At 40.0% G+C, this 15,927-nt stretch carries 15 protein-coding genes; 7 read left to right on the top strand and 8 right to left on the bottom strand.

What is annotated here, in order from left to right; genetic code table 11:
* The first annotated feature begins 57 nt into the window (after positions 1-57).
* From I5M19_RS16575 to I5M19_RS16560, 4 genes are all read left to right on the top strand, one after another.
* Positions 58-978 carry an ABC transporter ATP-binding protein gene (locus I5M19_RS16575; RefSeq protein ID WP_200067472.1) on the top strand — a complete coding sequence of 307 codons (921 nt, stop codon included), beginning with the start codon at positions 58-60 and terminating at the stop codon, positions 976-978.
* The gene (locus tag I5M19_RS16570) at positions 971-2,332 is read left to right on the top strand and encodes an ABC transporter permease (RefSeq protein ID WP_200067471.1); all 1,362 of its coding nucleotides are present in this window, start codon (positions 971-973) and stop codon (positions 2,330-2,332) included. The genes I5M19_RS16575 and I5M19_RS16570 overlap by 8 nt, the downstream gene beginning before the upstream one ends.
* A 74-nt stretch (positions 2,333-2,406) precedes the next feature.
* Positions 2,407-3,360: a Ppx/GppA phosphatase family protein gene (locus I5M19_RS16565; RefSeq protein ID WP_200067470.1), complete on the top strand. Its 954-nt coding sequence runs from the start codon at positions 2,407-2,409 to the stop codon at positions 3,358-3,360.
* A 70-nt stretch (positions 3,361-3,430) separates the two neighbouring features.
* A complete protein-coding gene (locus I5M19_RS16560) occupies positions 3,431-5,422 on the top strand; it encodes a M1 family metallopeptidase (protein WP_200067469.1) in 1,992 nt (663 codons plus the stop codon).
* A 54-nt stretch (positions 5,423-5,476) separates the two neighbouring features.
* Here the strand turns inward: I5M19_RS16560 and I5M19_RS16555 are convergent, their stop codons facing one another.
* The 5 genes from I5M19_RS16555 to I5M19_RS16535 form a co-directional block, all read right to left on the bottom strand.
* Positions 5,477-6,046, bottom strand: a complete 570-nt coding sequence (locus I5M19_RS16555; protein WP_200067468.1) for a Maf family protein — start codon at positions 6,044-6,046, stop codon at positions 5,477-5,479.
* Positions 6,047-6,077: 31 nt separating this feature from the next.
* The gene (locus I5M19_RS16550; RefSeq protein WP_200067467.1) at positions 6,078-6,599 is read right to left on the bottom strand and encodes a KdsC family phosphatase; all 522 of its coding nucleotides are present in this window, start codon (positions 6,597-6,599) and stop codon (positions 6,078-6,080) included.
* 117 nt (positions 6,600-6,716) lie between these two features.
* The gene (gene iscX / locus I5M19_RS16545) at positions 6,717-6,959 is read right to left on the bottom strand and encodes a Fe-S cluster assembly protein IscX (protein ID WP_200067466.1); all 243 of its coding nucleotides are present in this window, start codon (positions 6,957-6,959) and stop codon (positions 6,717-6,719) included.
* 63 nt (positions 6,960-7,022) lie between these two features.
* Positions 7,023-7,355 (bottom strand): 2Fe-2S iron-sulfur cluster-binding protein, encoded by a 333-nt coding sequence (locus I5M19_RS16540; RefSeq protein ID WP_200067465.1) that lies wholly within the window; start codon positions 7,353-7,355, stop codon positions 7,023-7,025.
* A gap of 19 nt (positions 7,356-7,374) precedes the next feature.
* Positions 7,375-8,157, bottom strand: coding sequence for a Rossmann-like and DUF2520 domain-containing protein (locus I5M19_RS16535; RefSeq protein ID WP_200067464.1), 783 nt, complete (start codon positions 8,155-8,157; stop codon positions 7,375-7,377).
* 87 nt (positions 8,158-8,244) lie between these two features.
* On the opposite strand from I5M19_RS16535, the gene I5M19_RS16530 reads away from it, so the two are divergent.
* The 3 genes from I5M19_RS16530 (at position 8,245) to I5M19_RS16520 (ending at position 11,078) form a co-directional block, all read left to right on the top strand.
* Positions 8,245-9,165, top strand: a complete 921-nt coding sequence (locus I5M19_RS16530) for an alpha/beta fold hydrolase (protein ID WP_200067463.1) — start codon at positions 8,245-8,247, stop codon at positions 9,163-9,165.
* Between the two features lie 30 nt (positions 9,166-9,195).
* Positions 9,196-9,531: a YbjQ family protein gene (locus tag I5M19_RS16525; protein ID WP_200067462.1), complete on the top strand. Its 336-nt coding sequence runs from the start codon at positions 9,196-9,198 to the stop codon at positions 9,529-9,531.
* A 176-nt stretch (positions 9,532-9,707) separates the two neighbouring features.
* A complete protein-coding gene (locus I5M19_RS16520) occupies positions 9,708-11,078 on the top strand; it encodes a dipeptidase (protein ID WP_200067461.1) in 1,371 nt (456 codons plus the stop codon).
* A gap of 1 nt (position 11,079) precedes the next feature.
* On the opposite strand, the gene I5M19_RS16515 is transcribed toward I5M19_RS16520, so the two are convergent.
* The 3 genes from I5M19_RS16515 to I5M19_RS16505 all read right to left on the bottom strand — a co-directional run bounded on the left by I5M19_RS16515 (position 11,080) and on the right by I5M19_RS16505 (position 15,792).
* Entirely contained in the window at positions 11,080-11,460 is a 381-nt protein-coding gene (locus tag I5M19_RS16515) for a hypothetical protein (protein ID WP_200067460.1), read from the bottom strand.
* Between the two features lie 2 nt (positions 11,461-11,462).
* The gene (locus I5M19_RS16510) at positions 11,463-14,618 is read right to left on the bottom strand and encodes a hypothetical protein (protein WP_200067459.1); all 3,156 of its coding nucleotides are present in this window, start codon (positions 14,616-14,618) and stop codon (positions 11,463-11,465) included.
* A gap of 76 nt (positions 14,619-14,694) precedes the next feature.
* The gene (locus tag I5M19_RS16505) at positions 14,695-15,792 is read right to left on the bottom strand and encodes a mandelate racemase/muconate lactonizing enzyme family protein (RefSeq protein WP_200067458.1); all 1,098 of its coding nucleotides are present in this window, start codon (positions 15,790-15,792) and stop codon (positions 14,695-14,697) included.
* Between the last annotated feature and the right edge of the window lie 135 nt (positions 15,793-15,927).

Genomic DNA, 15,927 nt, shown 5'->3' with positions numbered 1-15,927 from the left:
ATTTGTAACAAACCCACGGGGTTTACATCTAAATTACAAATAAACTACATTTTTACTATGCTGAGCATACGCAATATTGTTAAACAATACGCGGGACATCGCGCTTTAAGCGATGTGAGTTTAGAAGTTGAAAAGGGAACCATTTTTGGTTTATTAGGGCCAAACGGCGCCGGCAAAACTTCGCTCATCCGTATCATCAATCAAATTACAGCACCCGATTCAGGAGAGATCTACTTTAACGGCGAAAAGCTTAACCAGTCGCACATTGAACGTATTGGTTACCTGCCCGAAGAGCGCGGACTTTATAAAAAAATGGAGATAGGTGAGCAGATGATCTACCTGGCCCGTTTAAAAGGCTTAAGCCGAGCCGAAGCCACCAAACGAATAAAATATTGGTTTGAGAAACTGGAGATACAGGGTTGGTGGAATAAAAAAATAGAGGAACTCTCCAAAGGGATGCAGCAAAAAGCCCAATTTGTGGCCACCGTGTTACATGAGCCTGATCTGATCATTCTGGATGAACCATTCAGCGGGTTTGACCCCGTAAATACAGAGGTAATTAAGGACGAAATACTGGAACTTAACCGTAAGGGATCAACCATATTATTCTCCACCCACCGGATGGAATCTGTTGAGGAATTATGTAATTCTATTGCACTCATTAATAAATCACACAAAATATTAGATGGCAGGGTAAAAGATATTCGCAACTCGTATCGTAATAACACCTACCTTATTGAATATACAGGCTATAAACTGGAATTTGATGGATCGCAGCCGTTTGAAATTTTAAAAGAGCAGCTTAGCGATGATAACAGCCATATGTTAAAGGTACAGCTTAGCGAGGCACACTCATCAAATGATGTGTTGCAGTATCTTATACCAAAAACACATATTAATATGCTGCAGGAGGTTATTCCGAGTATGCACGAAATTTTCATTGAAAAAGTAAACCAAAAAAGATCAGGCGATGAATAAAGTTTTACTGATTATACAACGCGAATATTTAGTTCGTGTTAAAAAGAAATCATTTATAGTGATGACCCTGCTTGTACCGGGATTGATACTGGTAATGTATGGCATAATATACCTGATAGCCACCAATAGCGACGAATTGAATAAGGAGCGTACAGTTAGGGTGAAAGATGATAGTGGCGTATTCCAGGGTAAATTCGAAGATCATAAAAATATAAAATTCCAAACCACGACGGAAGGCATAACCAAAGCGAAAGATGACCTGCGTAAAAATGAGGATGATTTTTTATTGATCATTCCTGCCAATTATGAAAAAAAGGATGCCGTAAAGATCTTCTCTAAAAAGAAACCAAACTTTACCATAATTACAGACATCAACGACCAGATGAGCGATATCGCATCGGGCAACAGCATGGTAAAGGCTGGCATTGATACGGCTAAACTGCATGCAATAAAAAGCGATATTTCCATTGATGCACGGCAAATCACCGATAAAGGTGAAGAAGACTCCAGCATTGGCGCCGCTTATGGTGTGGGTATTGCAGGAGCTATTCTCATTTATCTTTCCTTGTTTATATATGGCGCGCAGGTAATGCGCGGGGTTATCGAAGAAAAAACCAGCCGTATAATTGAAGTTATTGTATCGTCTGTAAAGCCATTTCAACTGATGCTGGGTAAAATTATTGGTGTAGGCGCGGTTGGCTTAACGCAGTTTTTCTTATGGATCATATTATCTACTGCCGTTACTGTAGTAGCGGGCAAGGTATTTATTAAGGATGCCATTACCCAACCCCAAAAAGAGCAGGTAAGTAAAAATCAACCCGTACAGGTACATACATCGCCGCAAAAAGATTCAGCTTCTGCTTCAACGCCATCTGCTGATGTACCGCAAAGTCCGGCAATGGGTTTCTTTAACAGCCTTAAAACTATTAATTTCGGGTATATATTAAGTTGTTTTGTTTTTTACTTCCTTACGGGGTATTTACTTTACAGCGCATTATTTGCCGCAGTAGGCTCCGCTGTGGACAGCGAAACGGAAACGCAGCAGTTTATGTTCCCCATTACGCTGCCCCTGCTGTTCACCTACATCTTATCCTTTTCGTTCCTCATCAATAACCCGGATAGTACACTGGCTTTCTGGCTTTCTGTTATACCATTTACCGCCCCTGTGGCCATGATGGTAAGGGTGCCATTTGGTGTACCGGCCTGGCAGTTGGCCATATCCATGTTCATGATGGTAGTGGGCTTTTTATTTACTACCTGGGTAGCATCACGCATTTACCGTGTTGGTATTTTAATGTATGGTAAAAAAACAAGCTACAAGGAACTTTCAAAATGGTTCTTCTATAAAGAATAACATACCTGTACCTATCATAAACTAAAATCCCTTAAAGGCTAAAACTTTTACAGGGATTTTTTATTTTAAATAACATGCCTGATAAAAACCCCCATCTTAATAATAGTACACCGGTTGCCGTAATGGACTTAGGTACCAATACCTTTCATTTATTGATCGCCGAAATGCAGGGTGATGAGATCAAAGAAATTCATCATGAAACGGAAGCGGTAAAATTAGGCGAGGGCGGCATAAACAAGAACATTATACAGCCAGAGGCTTTTGACCGGGGCATTGCTGCTATGCATAAGTTCGCCAAAACAATTGAGGAGCATAAAACACAAAAAGTGCATGCCATTGCCACATCTGCACTGCGCAATGCATCAAACGGGAAAGATTTCATAAGCGAAGTAAAAAAACAAACCGGTCTGCAGATAAAGATCATAAACGGCGACCGGGAAGCTACTTATATTTACGAAGGTATTAAGGCAAGCGGCTGTTTAAGCAAATCGCCATCACTTATTATGGATATTGGCGGTGGCAGTGTGGAATTTATAATATGCGACCACCACCAAATATACTGGAAACACAGTTTTGAGATAGGAGCCGCCCGGCTAATGGACAAATTTCATCAGCAAGACCCTATACCTGCGGCATCAGTGACTGATTTATGTAAGTATCTTGACGAAAAGCTCCCATTACTATTCGATGCCGTAAAGGCCTACAACTTAACCAGCTTAATAGGATCTTCCGGAGCATTTGAAAGCTTTGCCGAGGTTATTGAAACAGAAAAAGGTCACAAATTCAATTTGAAGACCACCCCCACTTATCAATTTAAACCCGGCGAGCTTTTGCAGCTTATCAGCAGGCTGCAGGTGTCATCACATCAACAGCGTGCCGAAACCAAAGGCATTATCCCGGTACGGGTAGATATGATCGTAGTAGCGGCTTTAATAACCCGCTATATGATGCAGCAATTAAAACTCGATGATGTCATCATGTCCACCTACTCGTTAAAAGAAGGCGTTATGGTTGGGATGCTAACGTAACAGCAATTTTATAAACCTGTTTTATAGGAGTAACTTATCATTCGTATATTGCTTTGCTTAATACGATCACATGAAAAAACGTTACACCTGCTCCGTATTGTTGTTATTTTGCGCACTTGCTACCCAGGCTCAACGCAGAAGAGGAAACAATTTACCCGACACTATCATTTCTAATTACCAACCCGAAGTGTTATTTAACACCTTGCCTTATATGGATAAAGGGAATGAATTTCATTCGGCAAATGGTTCACCCGGCCCAAAATACTGGCAAAACCGGGTCGATTACAAACTGGATGTTAAGTTGGATACGGTTGCCAAAACCATCAGCGGAACGGATAATATCAGTTATACGAACAACAGTCCGGATGCGCTTCCGTATTTGTGGCTGCACATGGATCAAAACACCTATAAAGAAAACGCACGCTCAAACTTTGTAACCGGCAGGCAGGCTACCAAACATACCGACGGATACCAGGTAGAATCAGTTTCTATCCTGCAAAACGGCAAAGCCACTAAGGTTAATTATATAATTACCGATACCCGTATGCAGGTGCGTCTGCCATCAGCAGTTGCGGCAAACGGCGGCAAGGTAAATCTGCTTATCAGGTACCACTATACCATCCCCGGTAACTTTGGTGGGCGTACCGATTATGTTGACACCAAAAATGGCAAGATCTATGAAATTGCACAATGGTACCCCCGGATGTGTGTGTATGATGACTCCCGCGGCTGGGACACCGCGCCATTTTTAGGCAGCGGAGAGTTTTACCTGGAATATGGCGACATTGATTATAAGGTTACCGTCCCCTGGGACATGATCGTGGCGGGCTCAGGCGAATTGATGAACCCGCAGGAGGTGCTAACCGCCAAACAGATAAACCTTCTTGCACAGGCACGTAAAAGCGATAAAACCGTAATGATACGCAGTGCCGCTGAAATAGGCGACCCTAAATCAAGACCGGTGAGCAAAGGCACGTTAACCTGGCATTTTATAATGCATAACACCCGCGATGTAGCCTTTGGTGCATCAAATGCCTATATATGGGATGCCGCAAGGGTTAATTTGCCCGGCGGTAAAAAGTCGATGGCCATGTCGGTTTACCCGGTGGAAAGCGAAGGCGATGATGCCTGGGGACGTGCTACAGAATATTTAAAGGGGTCGATCGAATACTTTTCCCAAAAATGGTTTGTTTACCCTTACCCCGTTGCTATTAACGAAGCCGGTATAGCAGGCGGCATGGAATATCCGGGTATTGTGTTTGATGGTATCACCGATAAAGGAAAGGAACTGTTTTGGGTTACCGCGCACGAAATAGGCCACAACTGGTTTCCGATGATAGTAGGCAGCGATGAAAGGCGTTTTGCCTGGATGGATGAGGGCTTTAACACCTTTATTGATGTTTACGCATCTGATGTATTTAACAAAGGGGAATACGCTCCTAAACGCGATGGCGAATATGCTCCGCATGGCGGCAATCCGGCGGATGAGATCATCCCTTCGATAGTTGATCCTAACTCGCCAACAATTATGACACAGCCCGATGCCATATCTGAGAGGTATCGCCATCCGCTTACTTATTTTAAACCCGCCTTTGGTTTGATATTACTGCGCGAGCAAATTTTGGGTAAGGACAGATTTGACTATGCCTTTAAAAACTACATTAATAAATGGGCCTATAAACACCCACAGCCCGAAGACTTTTTCCGCTCGATGGATAACGGTGCAGGCGAAGATCTTTCCTGGTTTTGGAAAGGATGGTTCTATAACAACTACAAACTGGATATAGCACTCATAAGCGCTCAATACGTAAATGATGATTATACTAAAGGCATTAAAATAATTGTGGCCAATAAAGAAGCTATGGCAATGCCTTTTACAGTAGAAGTAACCTTAAAAGATGGGACTAAACAACGCACGTACTTCCCGGTAGAAACCTGGCTGCAAAATAAGGTTACATCTTATAACCTGCCAACCACACAACAGGCGGTAAATGTAACTATTGACCCTGATAACGCCCTGCCTGACATAAACAGAGGCAACAATTCCATAAATATAAAATAAAGCGAAAGGGGCGGTAAAAATTACCGCCCCTTTCGTATAACTATTTACAAAATTTTATTTTATTCGTTTTAACTGCTGGTACAGTTTTTCGGTAGGTAAACCAACCACATTGGTGTAAGAGCCGTTTATGCGCTCAATGCCAATAATACCAATGCGTTCCTGTATGCCGTATGAACCTGCCTTATCAAAAGGCTTATATTTATCTACATAGCTTTTGATCTCTTCATCCGTCAATTCCCGGAAGAAAACTTCAGAAACATCAAAAAATTTATTGTACTGATGCTGGTATAATAAACAAACCCCGGTTATAACCTGATGTACCTTGCCTGATAATAACCGCAGCATTTCCATGGCTTGCTCGGGAGTTTCCGGTTTACCTAATATTTTTCCGGCTACGCTAACAATAGTATCGGCAGTAATTACTACTTCATCGGTAGTTTCCTCGTCAAATGCTTCCGCTTTTTTTTGAGCAATAAACAAAGCAATCTCTTCGGGCGATAATCCCTCCGGGTACGATTCGTCCACATCTTTCAGCACCACCCTGAAGTCAATATCCATCAGCCGCAACAGTTCATGCCTGCGGGGCGATTTTGACGCCAGAATAACCTTAGGAAAAGTGTGCATATTCTAAAAACTTTTCGACCGTTAAATAAATCTACCAGCTGTAAGCCTGTTCATTCATCCATTTGCCCTGTACCTTCATTACCTTTTCAATAATATCGCGAGCACAGCCTTTACCCCCAGCGTATGGGGACACAAAAGCGCTGATCGCCTTTATTTCTTCCACAGCGTCGGCAGGGCAAACCGGCAAACCAACCAGCTTCATTACTGCCAGATCGGGGATATCATCCGCCATGTACAACACGTTTGACGGGTGAATACTTTTTTCTTCCACGTAAAGTTTAAACCGCTCAGATTTGGTATGCGCACCTAAATATACATCAGTAATGCCCAGACTATTCAACCGAAACAGCGCGCTTTTTGATCTGCTGCCCGATATAGCCGCCACATTATAACCACATTTAACTGCTAACTGCAAGGCGTAGCCATCTTTAATATTAAAGGCGCGGCTTTGTATACCGGTTTCCGTTACCGAGATAGTTCCATCAGTAAGTACCCCATCAACATCAAAAATGAAAGTGGTGATTTCTTTAAGTTTGTTTAAAAATGACTCCATTAAATGTGCTCGTTCTTATTTTATAAATATACTGATGATACGGCATGCGCAATAAGCTGCGAAAATCAAACAGAAAATTATCTTAAGCTTTAAAAAGCCGCCAATTATCGCAAAAATTTACTGATTATCACGCCACTCATATACCCAGGCAGATTGTATTTGCTCCAGGTGACCTTCATTTGATTGCTCACGTGTACCCTCAAAATTGGGCAGGGATAATACCCATTCCAGCAACTCGGTAAATCGTATGCGGTATATCTTTGATTCGTCAAAATCATCGCCAAACTTTTCATAAAGTTCAATGGCTATATCTTCATAATCGTTCCAGTGGATGGGAAGGCTGAATTTATTATCTGTCATTTGTATTTACCTTAAACGTATATACGCTACACGTTTTGCTTAATTAATTTTGTTAAGTATCACTTAGTGCCCCATAAAGGATGATTGATCAGGCAGGGTAACTTCAATATCACCATCGATGATCACACACTGGCAACCCAGACGCGAATTAATACGTGGATTTACGGCCCTGTCTATGAAATCTTCTTCCTTATCAGAAATCTCCTGGATATTATCCATGCCCTTATTAACATATATATGGCAGGTGCTGCAACCGCATACGCCCCCGCAGTTATGCTGTAATTCAATACCGTTCTCCAGGCAAACATCTAAAACCGATTCTCCTTCTGCTATAGGCAGTTCTACCGTTTCGTGATCCTTTTCCTCGAAGTTTATTTTTACTTTAAAAATATTCATTTTGGCAAAAGTAACAAAATTACTTGTCCCCGTTACGGCCATTAGTGTTTTTGATAATATCCTGACTTAGTAAGCGGTACAACTCCTGCAATTGTGGCGAATTATCCAGCATTTGCAAATGTTTCTGCATGGTTTGTTCATCCTTACGTACAGCCGGGCCGGTTTGTACTTCTGCGGGCAGGTGTTGTTTAACCTTATCAGCTGTTTCGGCTATCAGCGGACGCAGCATATTAAAATCCATGTTATGCTCCGCTAAAAGCTGCTGTGCTACGCCGTATAAATGATTGGTGAAATTACATGCGAACACCGCCGACAGGTGTAATATCTTACGTTGCTCTGAATTAACCTGATAAACATTATTGCTTACAGTACGGGCCAGTTCTTCCAACGTTTTGGTAATTAACTCATCTGCACCTTCAACACATAAAGGCACCTGTCTAAAATCAAGCTCTTTTGTGGTACTGAAGGTTTGTAAAGGATAAAATACGCCGGCATTATCGGTAAATGCCTGTAAAGTGCTTATCCCCACCGAACCGGAAGTATGGGCCATTAATATATCAAATCCGGCTAACTGCCGCGCTATCTCGCCCACTGCATCATCGTTTACCGCTATGATAAAAATATCGGTATTTGCATCAATCAGCACTATATCGTCAATAGGTTCGGCTGCTACATGATAAGCCAGCAAATTAGCTTTGTTAATATTACGGCTGTAAACCTGCACAATTTTATGACCCGCGTTTTTTAATGCGGCCGACAGGTGTGTGGCAACATTGCCGGAGCCAATTATAGTAATACGCATACTCTTTACAGGAATTATTTATATCATGCAAAATTAATTATTTCTGCTACTTTTAATTTTTTAATAAATAAACCTTCTTCCCCTAAAATGAGAACCTTAAAACGAATTTTCGGCACCTTGCTGGTGTTACTGATTTTTGCAGCTGCCGTAATTGCTGTATTCTATTTTCACTTTAATAAAGAAACAAAGGAACTTTCCTTTAATATCCGCAAAGGTACGCCCGGCAGCTATGTGGAACTAAGCCATGGTGTTACCCATTACGAACTTGACGGGCAGGACACGGGAAAGGTAGTTGTACTGCTACATGGCTTTAGCGTTCCCTATTATATCTGGAACGGAACCTTCGAACACCTTGTTGATGCGGGTTTCCGGGTGTTAAGGTATGATGAGTACGGCAGGGGTTACTCTGACAGGCCGGATATAGTTTATAATAACGACGCTTATCTTGATCAGCTAAAAGAATTAATAGCAAAACTGGACCTTACGGCACCCGTAAGCTTAGTTGGGGTATCGTTTGGTGGTGCTGTAGCTACAGATTTTACGAATAAATACCCCGATATGGTTGATAAGGTTATTCTTATAGACCCGGTATATGATTTCACAAAACCCGCCATGCCCGAACTGGCTACCGAATTTAAGGAAACTTTTACTGCTGATGACCGTGCTAAAAGTCAGTTGGAAGACTTTAAATATCCTGAACGGCATCCGGACTGGGTTGACGAGTACCTGGATCAAATGCAGTATAAAGGGTTTAGACACGCTATTGTATCAACTCAATACCATTATAAGTTTAATGCCCGGCAAGCCTATGCTGAACTGAACAGCAAAAACAAAAAAGTGATGCTGGCATGGGGCCGTGAGGACACTACTGTACCATTTACCTACAGCGACTCTGTACGCAGTGTACTAAAAACGGAGTTTTTACCAGTTGACGATGCTAAACACTTGCCTTACATGGCACAACCAGAAATAGTTAATCCGGCTTTGGTAACATTTTTAAAGAAATAGCATCTAACTATATATCAACATTAAAATAAAATGGACACTTCATTTATCACCACAGCTACCGGGTTCGACGGTTATAAGGTTGTTAAACACTTAGGTGTTGTACGTGGCATAACAGTTCGCAGCCGCAGCGTTGTAGGCAATTTTGCCGGAGGCATACAATCGTTATTTGGCGGCAGGCTTTCGGTTTATGTGGAGCTTTGCGAAAACGCCCGCGAAGAAGCTTATCATTTACTGGTACAACATGCGCAGGCAATGGGTGCCAACGCTATTATAGGTATGCGGTATGATGCTAACGAAGTTATGCAGGGGATTACCGAAGTACTGGCCTACGGTACAGCTGTGGTTATAGAGAAAGCTACTGAATAATATCTTATTAAATTTATTTAGTAGTATACGGTCAGGCTCATCATGGCGAATTTGTTGTCATGGTGAGCTTGTCGAACCATACTATAGAAATTCGACACACTCAGACCGACAAAAACCCTTCCTCTTCCCCATACCTCCTCAAATAAACTGTTATCTTTGCTTCAAATTACATTTATATGCAAGTAATAAAGCAATATATAGAAGAGAATAAACAACGTTTATTAGACGAATTATTTGAGCTTTTAAGATACGCCTCTGTTAGTGCGGATCCTAAGTATAAAGCTGATGTTTTAAACACGGCCGATTACGTAGCCAAAAAACTAATGGAAGCCGGAGCCGATAATGTAGAAGTTTGCCAAACCGCAGGTTACCCTATTGTATACGGCGAAAAGATAATTGACTCATCTAGACCTACCGTATTGGTATACGGCCATTACGATGTGCAACCGCCCGATCCGTTGGAGCTTTGGAAAACCCCGCCTTTTGAACCAACCGTACGCGATGGTAAAATTTATGCCCGCGGTGCCTGTGATGATAAAGGCCAGTTTTATATGCATGTAAAAGCTTTTGAGCTGATGATGAAAACCGATACTTTACCTTGTAATATCAAATTCATGATAGAGGGTGAGGAAGAAGTGGGATCATCAAACCTGAGTATTTTTGTAAAAGAAAATAAGAACCGTTTAAAGGCCGATGTGGTACTGATCTCGGACACCTCCATGATCAGCATGGAAAATCCTTCGCTGGAAACCGGCTTAAGAGGCCTTTCTTACCTGGAGGTGGAAGTTACCGGGCCAAACCGCGATCTGCATTCGGGTGTGTATGGTGGTGCTGTAGCAAATCCGGCTACTATATTGGCCAAACTTATCGCTTCCCTGCATGACGAGAACAATCATATCGCCATCCCGGGTTTTTACGATAATGTTATTGATTTAACAGAGGCCGAACGCAAAGCGCTCAATGCCGCTCCTTATGATGAAGAGGAATATAAAAGAGACCTTGACGTAGCCGAACTTTGGGGCGAAAAAGGCTACACTACTTTTGAGCGTACCGGTACCCGCCCTACTTTAGAGGTAAACGGTATATGGGGTGGTTATATTGGCGAAGGCGCTAAAACTGTGTTACCATCCAAAGCATATGCTAAAATATCTATGAGGCTGGTTCCCAATCAATCATCAGAGGAAATTACCAAACTATTTACAGATCATTTCCTGAAAATAGCACCGTCAACAGTAAAGGTTAAGGTAACTCCGCATCATGGCGGCGAACCGGTAGTTACCCCTACCGATAGTGTAGCGTATAAAGCAGCTCAAAAAGCTATAGCTGAAGCATTTGGCAAGCAGCCTATACCTACACGCGGTGGCGGTAGCATACCTATTGTTGCTCTGTTTGAGGCTGAGCTTGGTTTAAAAACGGTACTGATGGGCTTCGGGTTGGATAGTGATGCGCTGCACTCCCCTAACGAAAAGTATGATATTTTTAACTACTACAAAGGGATAGAAACCATCCCACTGTTCCATAAATATTTTACTGAACTGAGTGAATAAATTATTTTATTAAGCGAAACAAAATAGGATAATTATTATCGCTTTCTATGTTTTCAAATAAATCGAGATCAATATATTTATATTGAATCTCGATTTCACAATTATTAATCGCTTCATATTCCAAAAATGAATCGGTTTTTTTTGAAGTTCCCTCAATAAATTGTGGTAATATTGATATGGCAGGGTTGCTTTCATCAATTTCACCATACTTTTCAAAAAGAGCTGATAATAATTGTTTAGCAGCTGCTAAACTATATTGGGTTTTTAACAATAAATCTGTAAGTGTAAATTTCAATTTTATTGGTGCCTTAAGTTTTAATATATCCAAAATTTCGGCTTCTAGATTTATAGCTTCGTAAACTTTTAATATTATAGTTTCCATAATCAACTTAAAATAACGCTTTTTAAATTACCATTGTCATTAACCCATAGTTTAATTACACTTGTTGTTGAGTTTTTATATATTCTATAATTACCATTTTCTATATCTGTAGTTGTCGGGTCTGTCGATTGAATAATTGTAGATCCAAGACCAATTGTTACAGAACCCGATCCGTTATTAATTTCAACTCCATTTCCTGCTGTTAAATTTACACTTGTGAAGTCAGTTCCATTACCAATTGGAATTTGACCATTAGCTGGATTCATATCATTAATCAATGCAATTCTTTTTGGTGTATTGCCTGTAGGAACCAAAACAAATCTATTAGTACCAGATGAGGGACCAAATCCCATATCCCCTACCGCCCATGTTATTTTATCTGGTCCACTAACGAACTTAACAGGAGCAAAAGCCGTATTACCCGCAGCCAACTTCATAGCGCCTCCCAATTTTAAAGAATATGGATTCACTATAGTTGAATTTGTGCCAGCAGTTGGTGAATCAATATATAATGTGACTGCGTCAGTTATAGTTAAAGTATTAATAGCAGCCAGTTTAGCACCATTAATAACATTGGCATATGAATTTGTGATAGTTCCGGATGAAGTATTATCTGTTATTGTATTTCCCGATATTTTTAGTTGGATTCCTTTAGTTGCCCATGAATCTGCGCTAAATGCTCCTTGTAAATGAAGCATAGCCAAAGGTTGAGTAGACGCCGTTCCCACTCCAACAAATCCTTTAAATTTTACCATAGCCGAGCTGTCAGCAATTAACCCGTAACTACTACCAATAGTTGGATTCCCTGGCAACCCAGAAACAGGACTACTTTCAATATATATAGTAGTTGCTTCAGTTAAACTAACATCCTCATTAATACAATTTATTATATCTCCACCATCAAATGAGTTAATTGCCACTAAAGGTACTGTCTCATTTTCAATGCTTGAATAATCAGTATAGCTAGCCCCCGGTATACGAAGGTTTATTCCAGTTTTCTTCCATGCAGGAGCAAACATATTTTCACCACCTATTGTCATTTTTGAGGTAGTTTCCACATTTCCTGTTCCAAAAAGCATTTTCGAATTATTAGTTTCAACCGATGAGTCCTCAATATCTAATATTGAATTATATTTTTTTTGAATTACATTAATACTATGCTTTTCTATATTAAAATCTCCTTGAGAAACAGTATAAGAAGTATTGGATTTAGATATAACAAATGGAATAATTCCATAATCCGATTCTCGGACTCTCATAGCAATTCCACGCCAGGTTAACTTAGGCAAGTCCCCGGTTATAACTTGCTTATATACACGATGTGTTCCGGATTGGGTTCCATTTGATGTATCTACTGCTTCGCCATTAATTTCAGTAGAAATGCGAAAAGTATTTGTTGATAAGCCCGCTGAAAGGACATAATATATTTGACCTATAATTATATTTGCGGGTAATTCACCAGTTGTATAAAATTTAACAGTATCTCCTGCGATTAAGAAATGTGATGTTAATGTAATTTGAGCAGGATTTGAAATACTTATCACAGGGGCTTCAGTAAATGATTTTTCAATTGAGATCAAATCTCCGGGTGTAGTATATGAAACTGCACTTTCAGGAGAAATAAAATATAAACTATGGGTTCCGGATTGTAAGCCGGTTGTTGTATTTATGGGGGGGCCACCAGGAACATTTGAAATTTGAAAAGAAGAGCTCGAAAGTTCTGATGCAAGAACATAATAAAGCTGCCCTGCAATAATATTATCCGGTAAACTGCCAGTAGTGTAAAACCTGACTTTTGTATCTTCAGTAAATGATTGGGAAAGATTTATTGTTCCTGGATTAGAAGAGGATATGACAGGATTACCAGCTAAAGTTCCTGGATAAATTCCCGTACTTTGATGATTAGCATTATCTACAATAATAGAGGAATTCTCGCAATCAATACAGATAATTGGATTGATTTGAGCATTTGGTTGATTTAAAACAGATGTATTAAATCCTTGCTCCGATTTAAGATTATTTATTATAACATTATTTGATCCATTTAAATTATTCAAGCAAATTGCTCCCTGTGCACAATTATCTGCTGAAAGATTATCAATATTAAGTGATTGCCCAGATTTACCTGAACTTAATGATCCTATAAAAATTACAGGACCATTTTTCATTCCCATTCCTTTTATATTTTTCACATATAATGGAACCGCCAAATCAGGGAATTCTATACCCCCTTGAGTGTAGTTTCTCATTTCTAAATTCTCGAAGAAATTCATATCCATAGGAGCTATAACATCTCCATCTTTATTTCTACAGGATATTGCCCACCCTTCTGTATTAAAAGGTTGTCCATAAAATTCAAGATTGGTTATTCCGCCAAACCAATATAATCTTGACTCACCTTTTGTTTTTTCAATTAATCTAATGCTATCTCCTCCTCCAGTTTTTTTAACGAGTTGAGATGTTGCACGATTTAAAGCTTCAAATGTACTTCCAGAGCCGGTTAATAAAACTCCTGAAGGGACATAAATTGTGTTATGTGCATATTTTCCGGGTGGAATTACAACTTTTTTAATGTTTTTATATATAACGGTTGCATAATTTAATGTAGTTTGAATTGAAAGGGTATCATCATTAGCCAATGTAGTATATGAAGTAGTTGTATACCATTCTTTATCAGCAGAGTTATAATACAGTGCATTTCCTTGTGCGCCAAACCAGCTAACACTTATCCCATCTTTTTGATCAAATTGACGCCTCCAATATCCGGACTCAATTCCCGGAGCATCGAAAATAATTCCACCATCTTCTAGGGTTATAGTTGAAGCTACCGTCTCATTTTCAAATGAACCAGTACTTGCTATTGTTATCTTTTCAGGAGTAACTGAAGCTATGACATATATTCCATTGTTATATGTCGTTCCTTGGATTGTGATAACTTGTCCATTAAGAAAGCCATGATCTACAAATGAATTTGAAGCCCCATCTGTAATTTCTACTCCGTTAAAAGTAAAAGTGTTTTCATAAGGCGTATACGAATGGCAAGGATTATCTTCATAATAAAATACCCCACCAGTTATTTGATCTGATACAAATACAATACGGTCAGCTCCATTATACATTTTTAATGAACAAATGTCAGCGATAGAAGTTAATGCCATGATAAGTAGTTTAAGGTTAATAGTTGATGTATAAATGACTAATCAATAAAGTCAATTGATAAACTAATATAAGTTTTTAAATCGAATACCTTTCACAACCCTTTAAAAACTGCTCATCTGCATCGGCCCCTATTCCTGGCTGGTCGCTGATGTTTAACTGGTATCCATCGTAAGTTACCCCGCCTGTACATGGGTCTGCCAAATGGCCAAGCATACAGGTATCCATGTCATAAAATTTAATGTTGGGGCTGGCATAAACAAAATGCAACTTAGCGCTTAATGCAATACGGCTTTCCAGCATACCCCCCATCATGCAAGGTATACCTTTTTGTTCCGCAATATCATGTATCCGCCTGGCTTCGGCTATACCGCCGCATTTGGCCATTTTTATATTAATATAGTGGCAACTATTGCTCTCTATCTGCCTGCGGGCATCATGGTGGTTGTAAACACTTTCATCAGCCATTATTTTTACGGGTGATAGCCTCATCAGTGCGGGCAATTTATCGTCATACCAGGTACGCATAGGTTGTTCACAAAACTCTATCTCATATTTACCCAATGCCTGCAAAGCAAAAACGGCATCATCAAAACTCCAGCCCTGGTTAGCATCAAGTCTTAATTTAATAGCGTAACCAATAGTTTCCCTTATATGCCTTATACGCTCCACATCCTCAGCAGCATTTTTGCCTAACTTAACTTTAATGAAGTTTGCACCGAGGGTTTTAAATTCTTTTGCTTTTCCGGCCATTTTAACCGGAGTGTTTATTCCAATGGTTATATCTGTTTCTACAATCCTTTTATGGCCGTTTAAATATTTATAAAGCGGCAATTCCGCATTTTTGGCAGCAATATCATGTAAAGCTATATCAAAGGCGCTTTTTATAGTGGTGTTACCTGCGGTAAAATCATCCAGTTGCTGTAAACGGGCGGCAATATCTAATGCGTTGGCTCCTTTCCATAATCTGGCGAATTCTTTGGCCATCATTAAACAGGTATCCTGCGTTTCGCCCACTATCATCGGAAAAGCAGAGCACTCCCCTACACCGTAAATTCCTGCGTTGGTGTGTACACGTATAAAAACGTTCTGCGCATAATTCATGGTACCCGTAGCAATAGTAAAGGGCTCCATCGGGATGCTAAAACGGTAGATATCAACTGAGGTGATGATCATGCTGTAATATTAAATTGTGTTTACTTTATTTACTAAAATAACACAATTTACATCCCATTATGTTGTTTGTACATTAAAAACAAATACGTTACATTTGCAGTACCCATTGATACTTTCATTTTGGCACTCCGGTTT

Source organism: Mucilaginibacter segetis, from assembly GCF_016522075.1.
Taxonomy (GTDB): Bacteria; Bacteroidota; Bacteroidia; order Sphingobacteriales; family Sphingobacteriaceae; genus Mucilaginibacter; species Mucilaginibacter segetis.
This window is presented reverse-complemented; position numbering and strand designations above follow the sequence as displayed.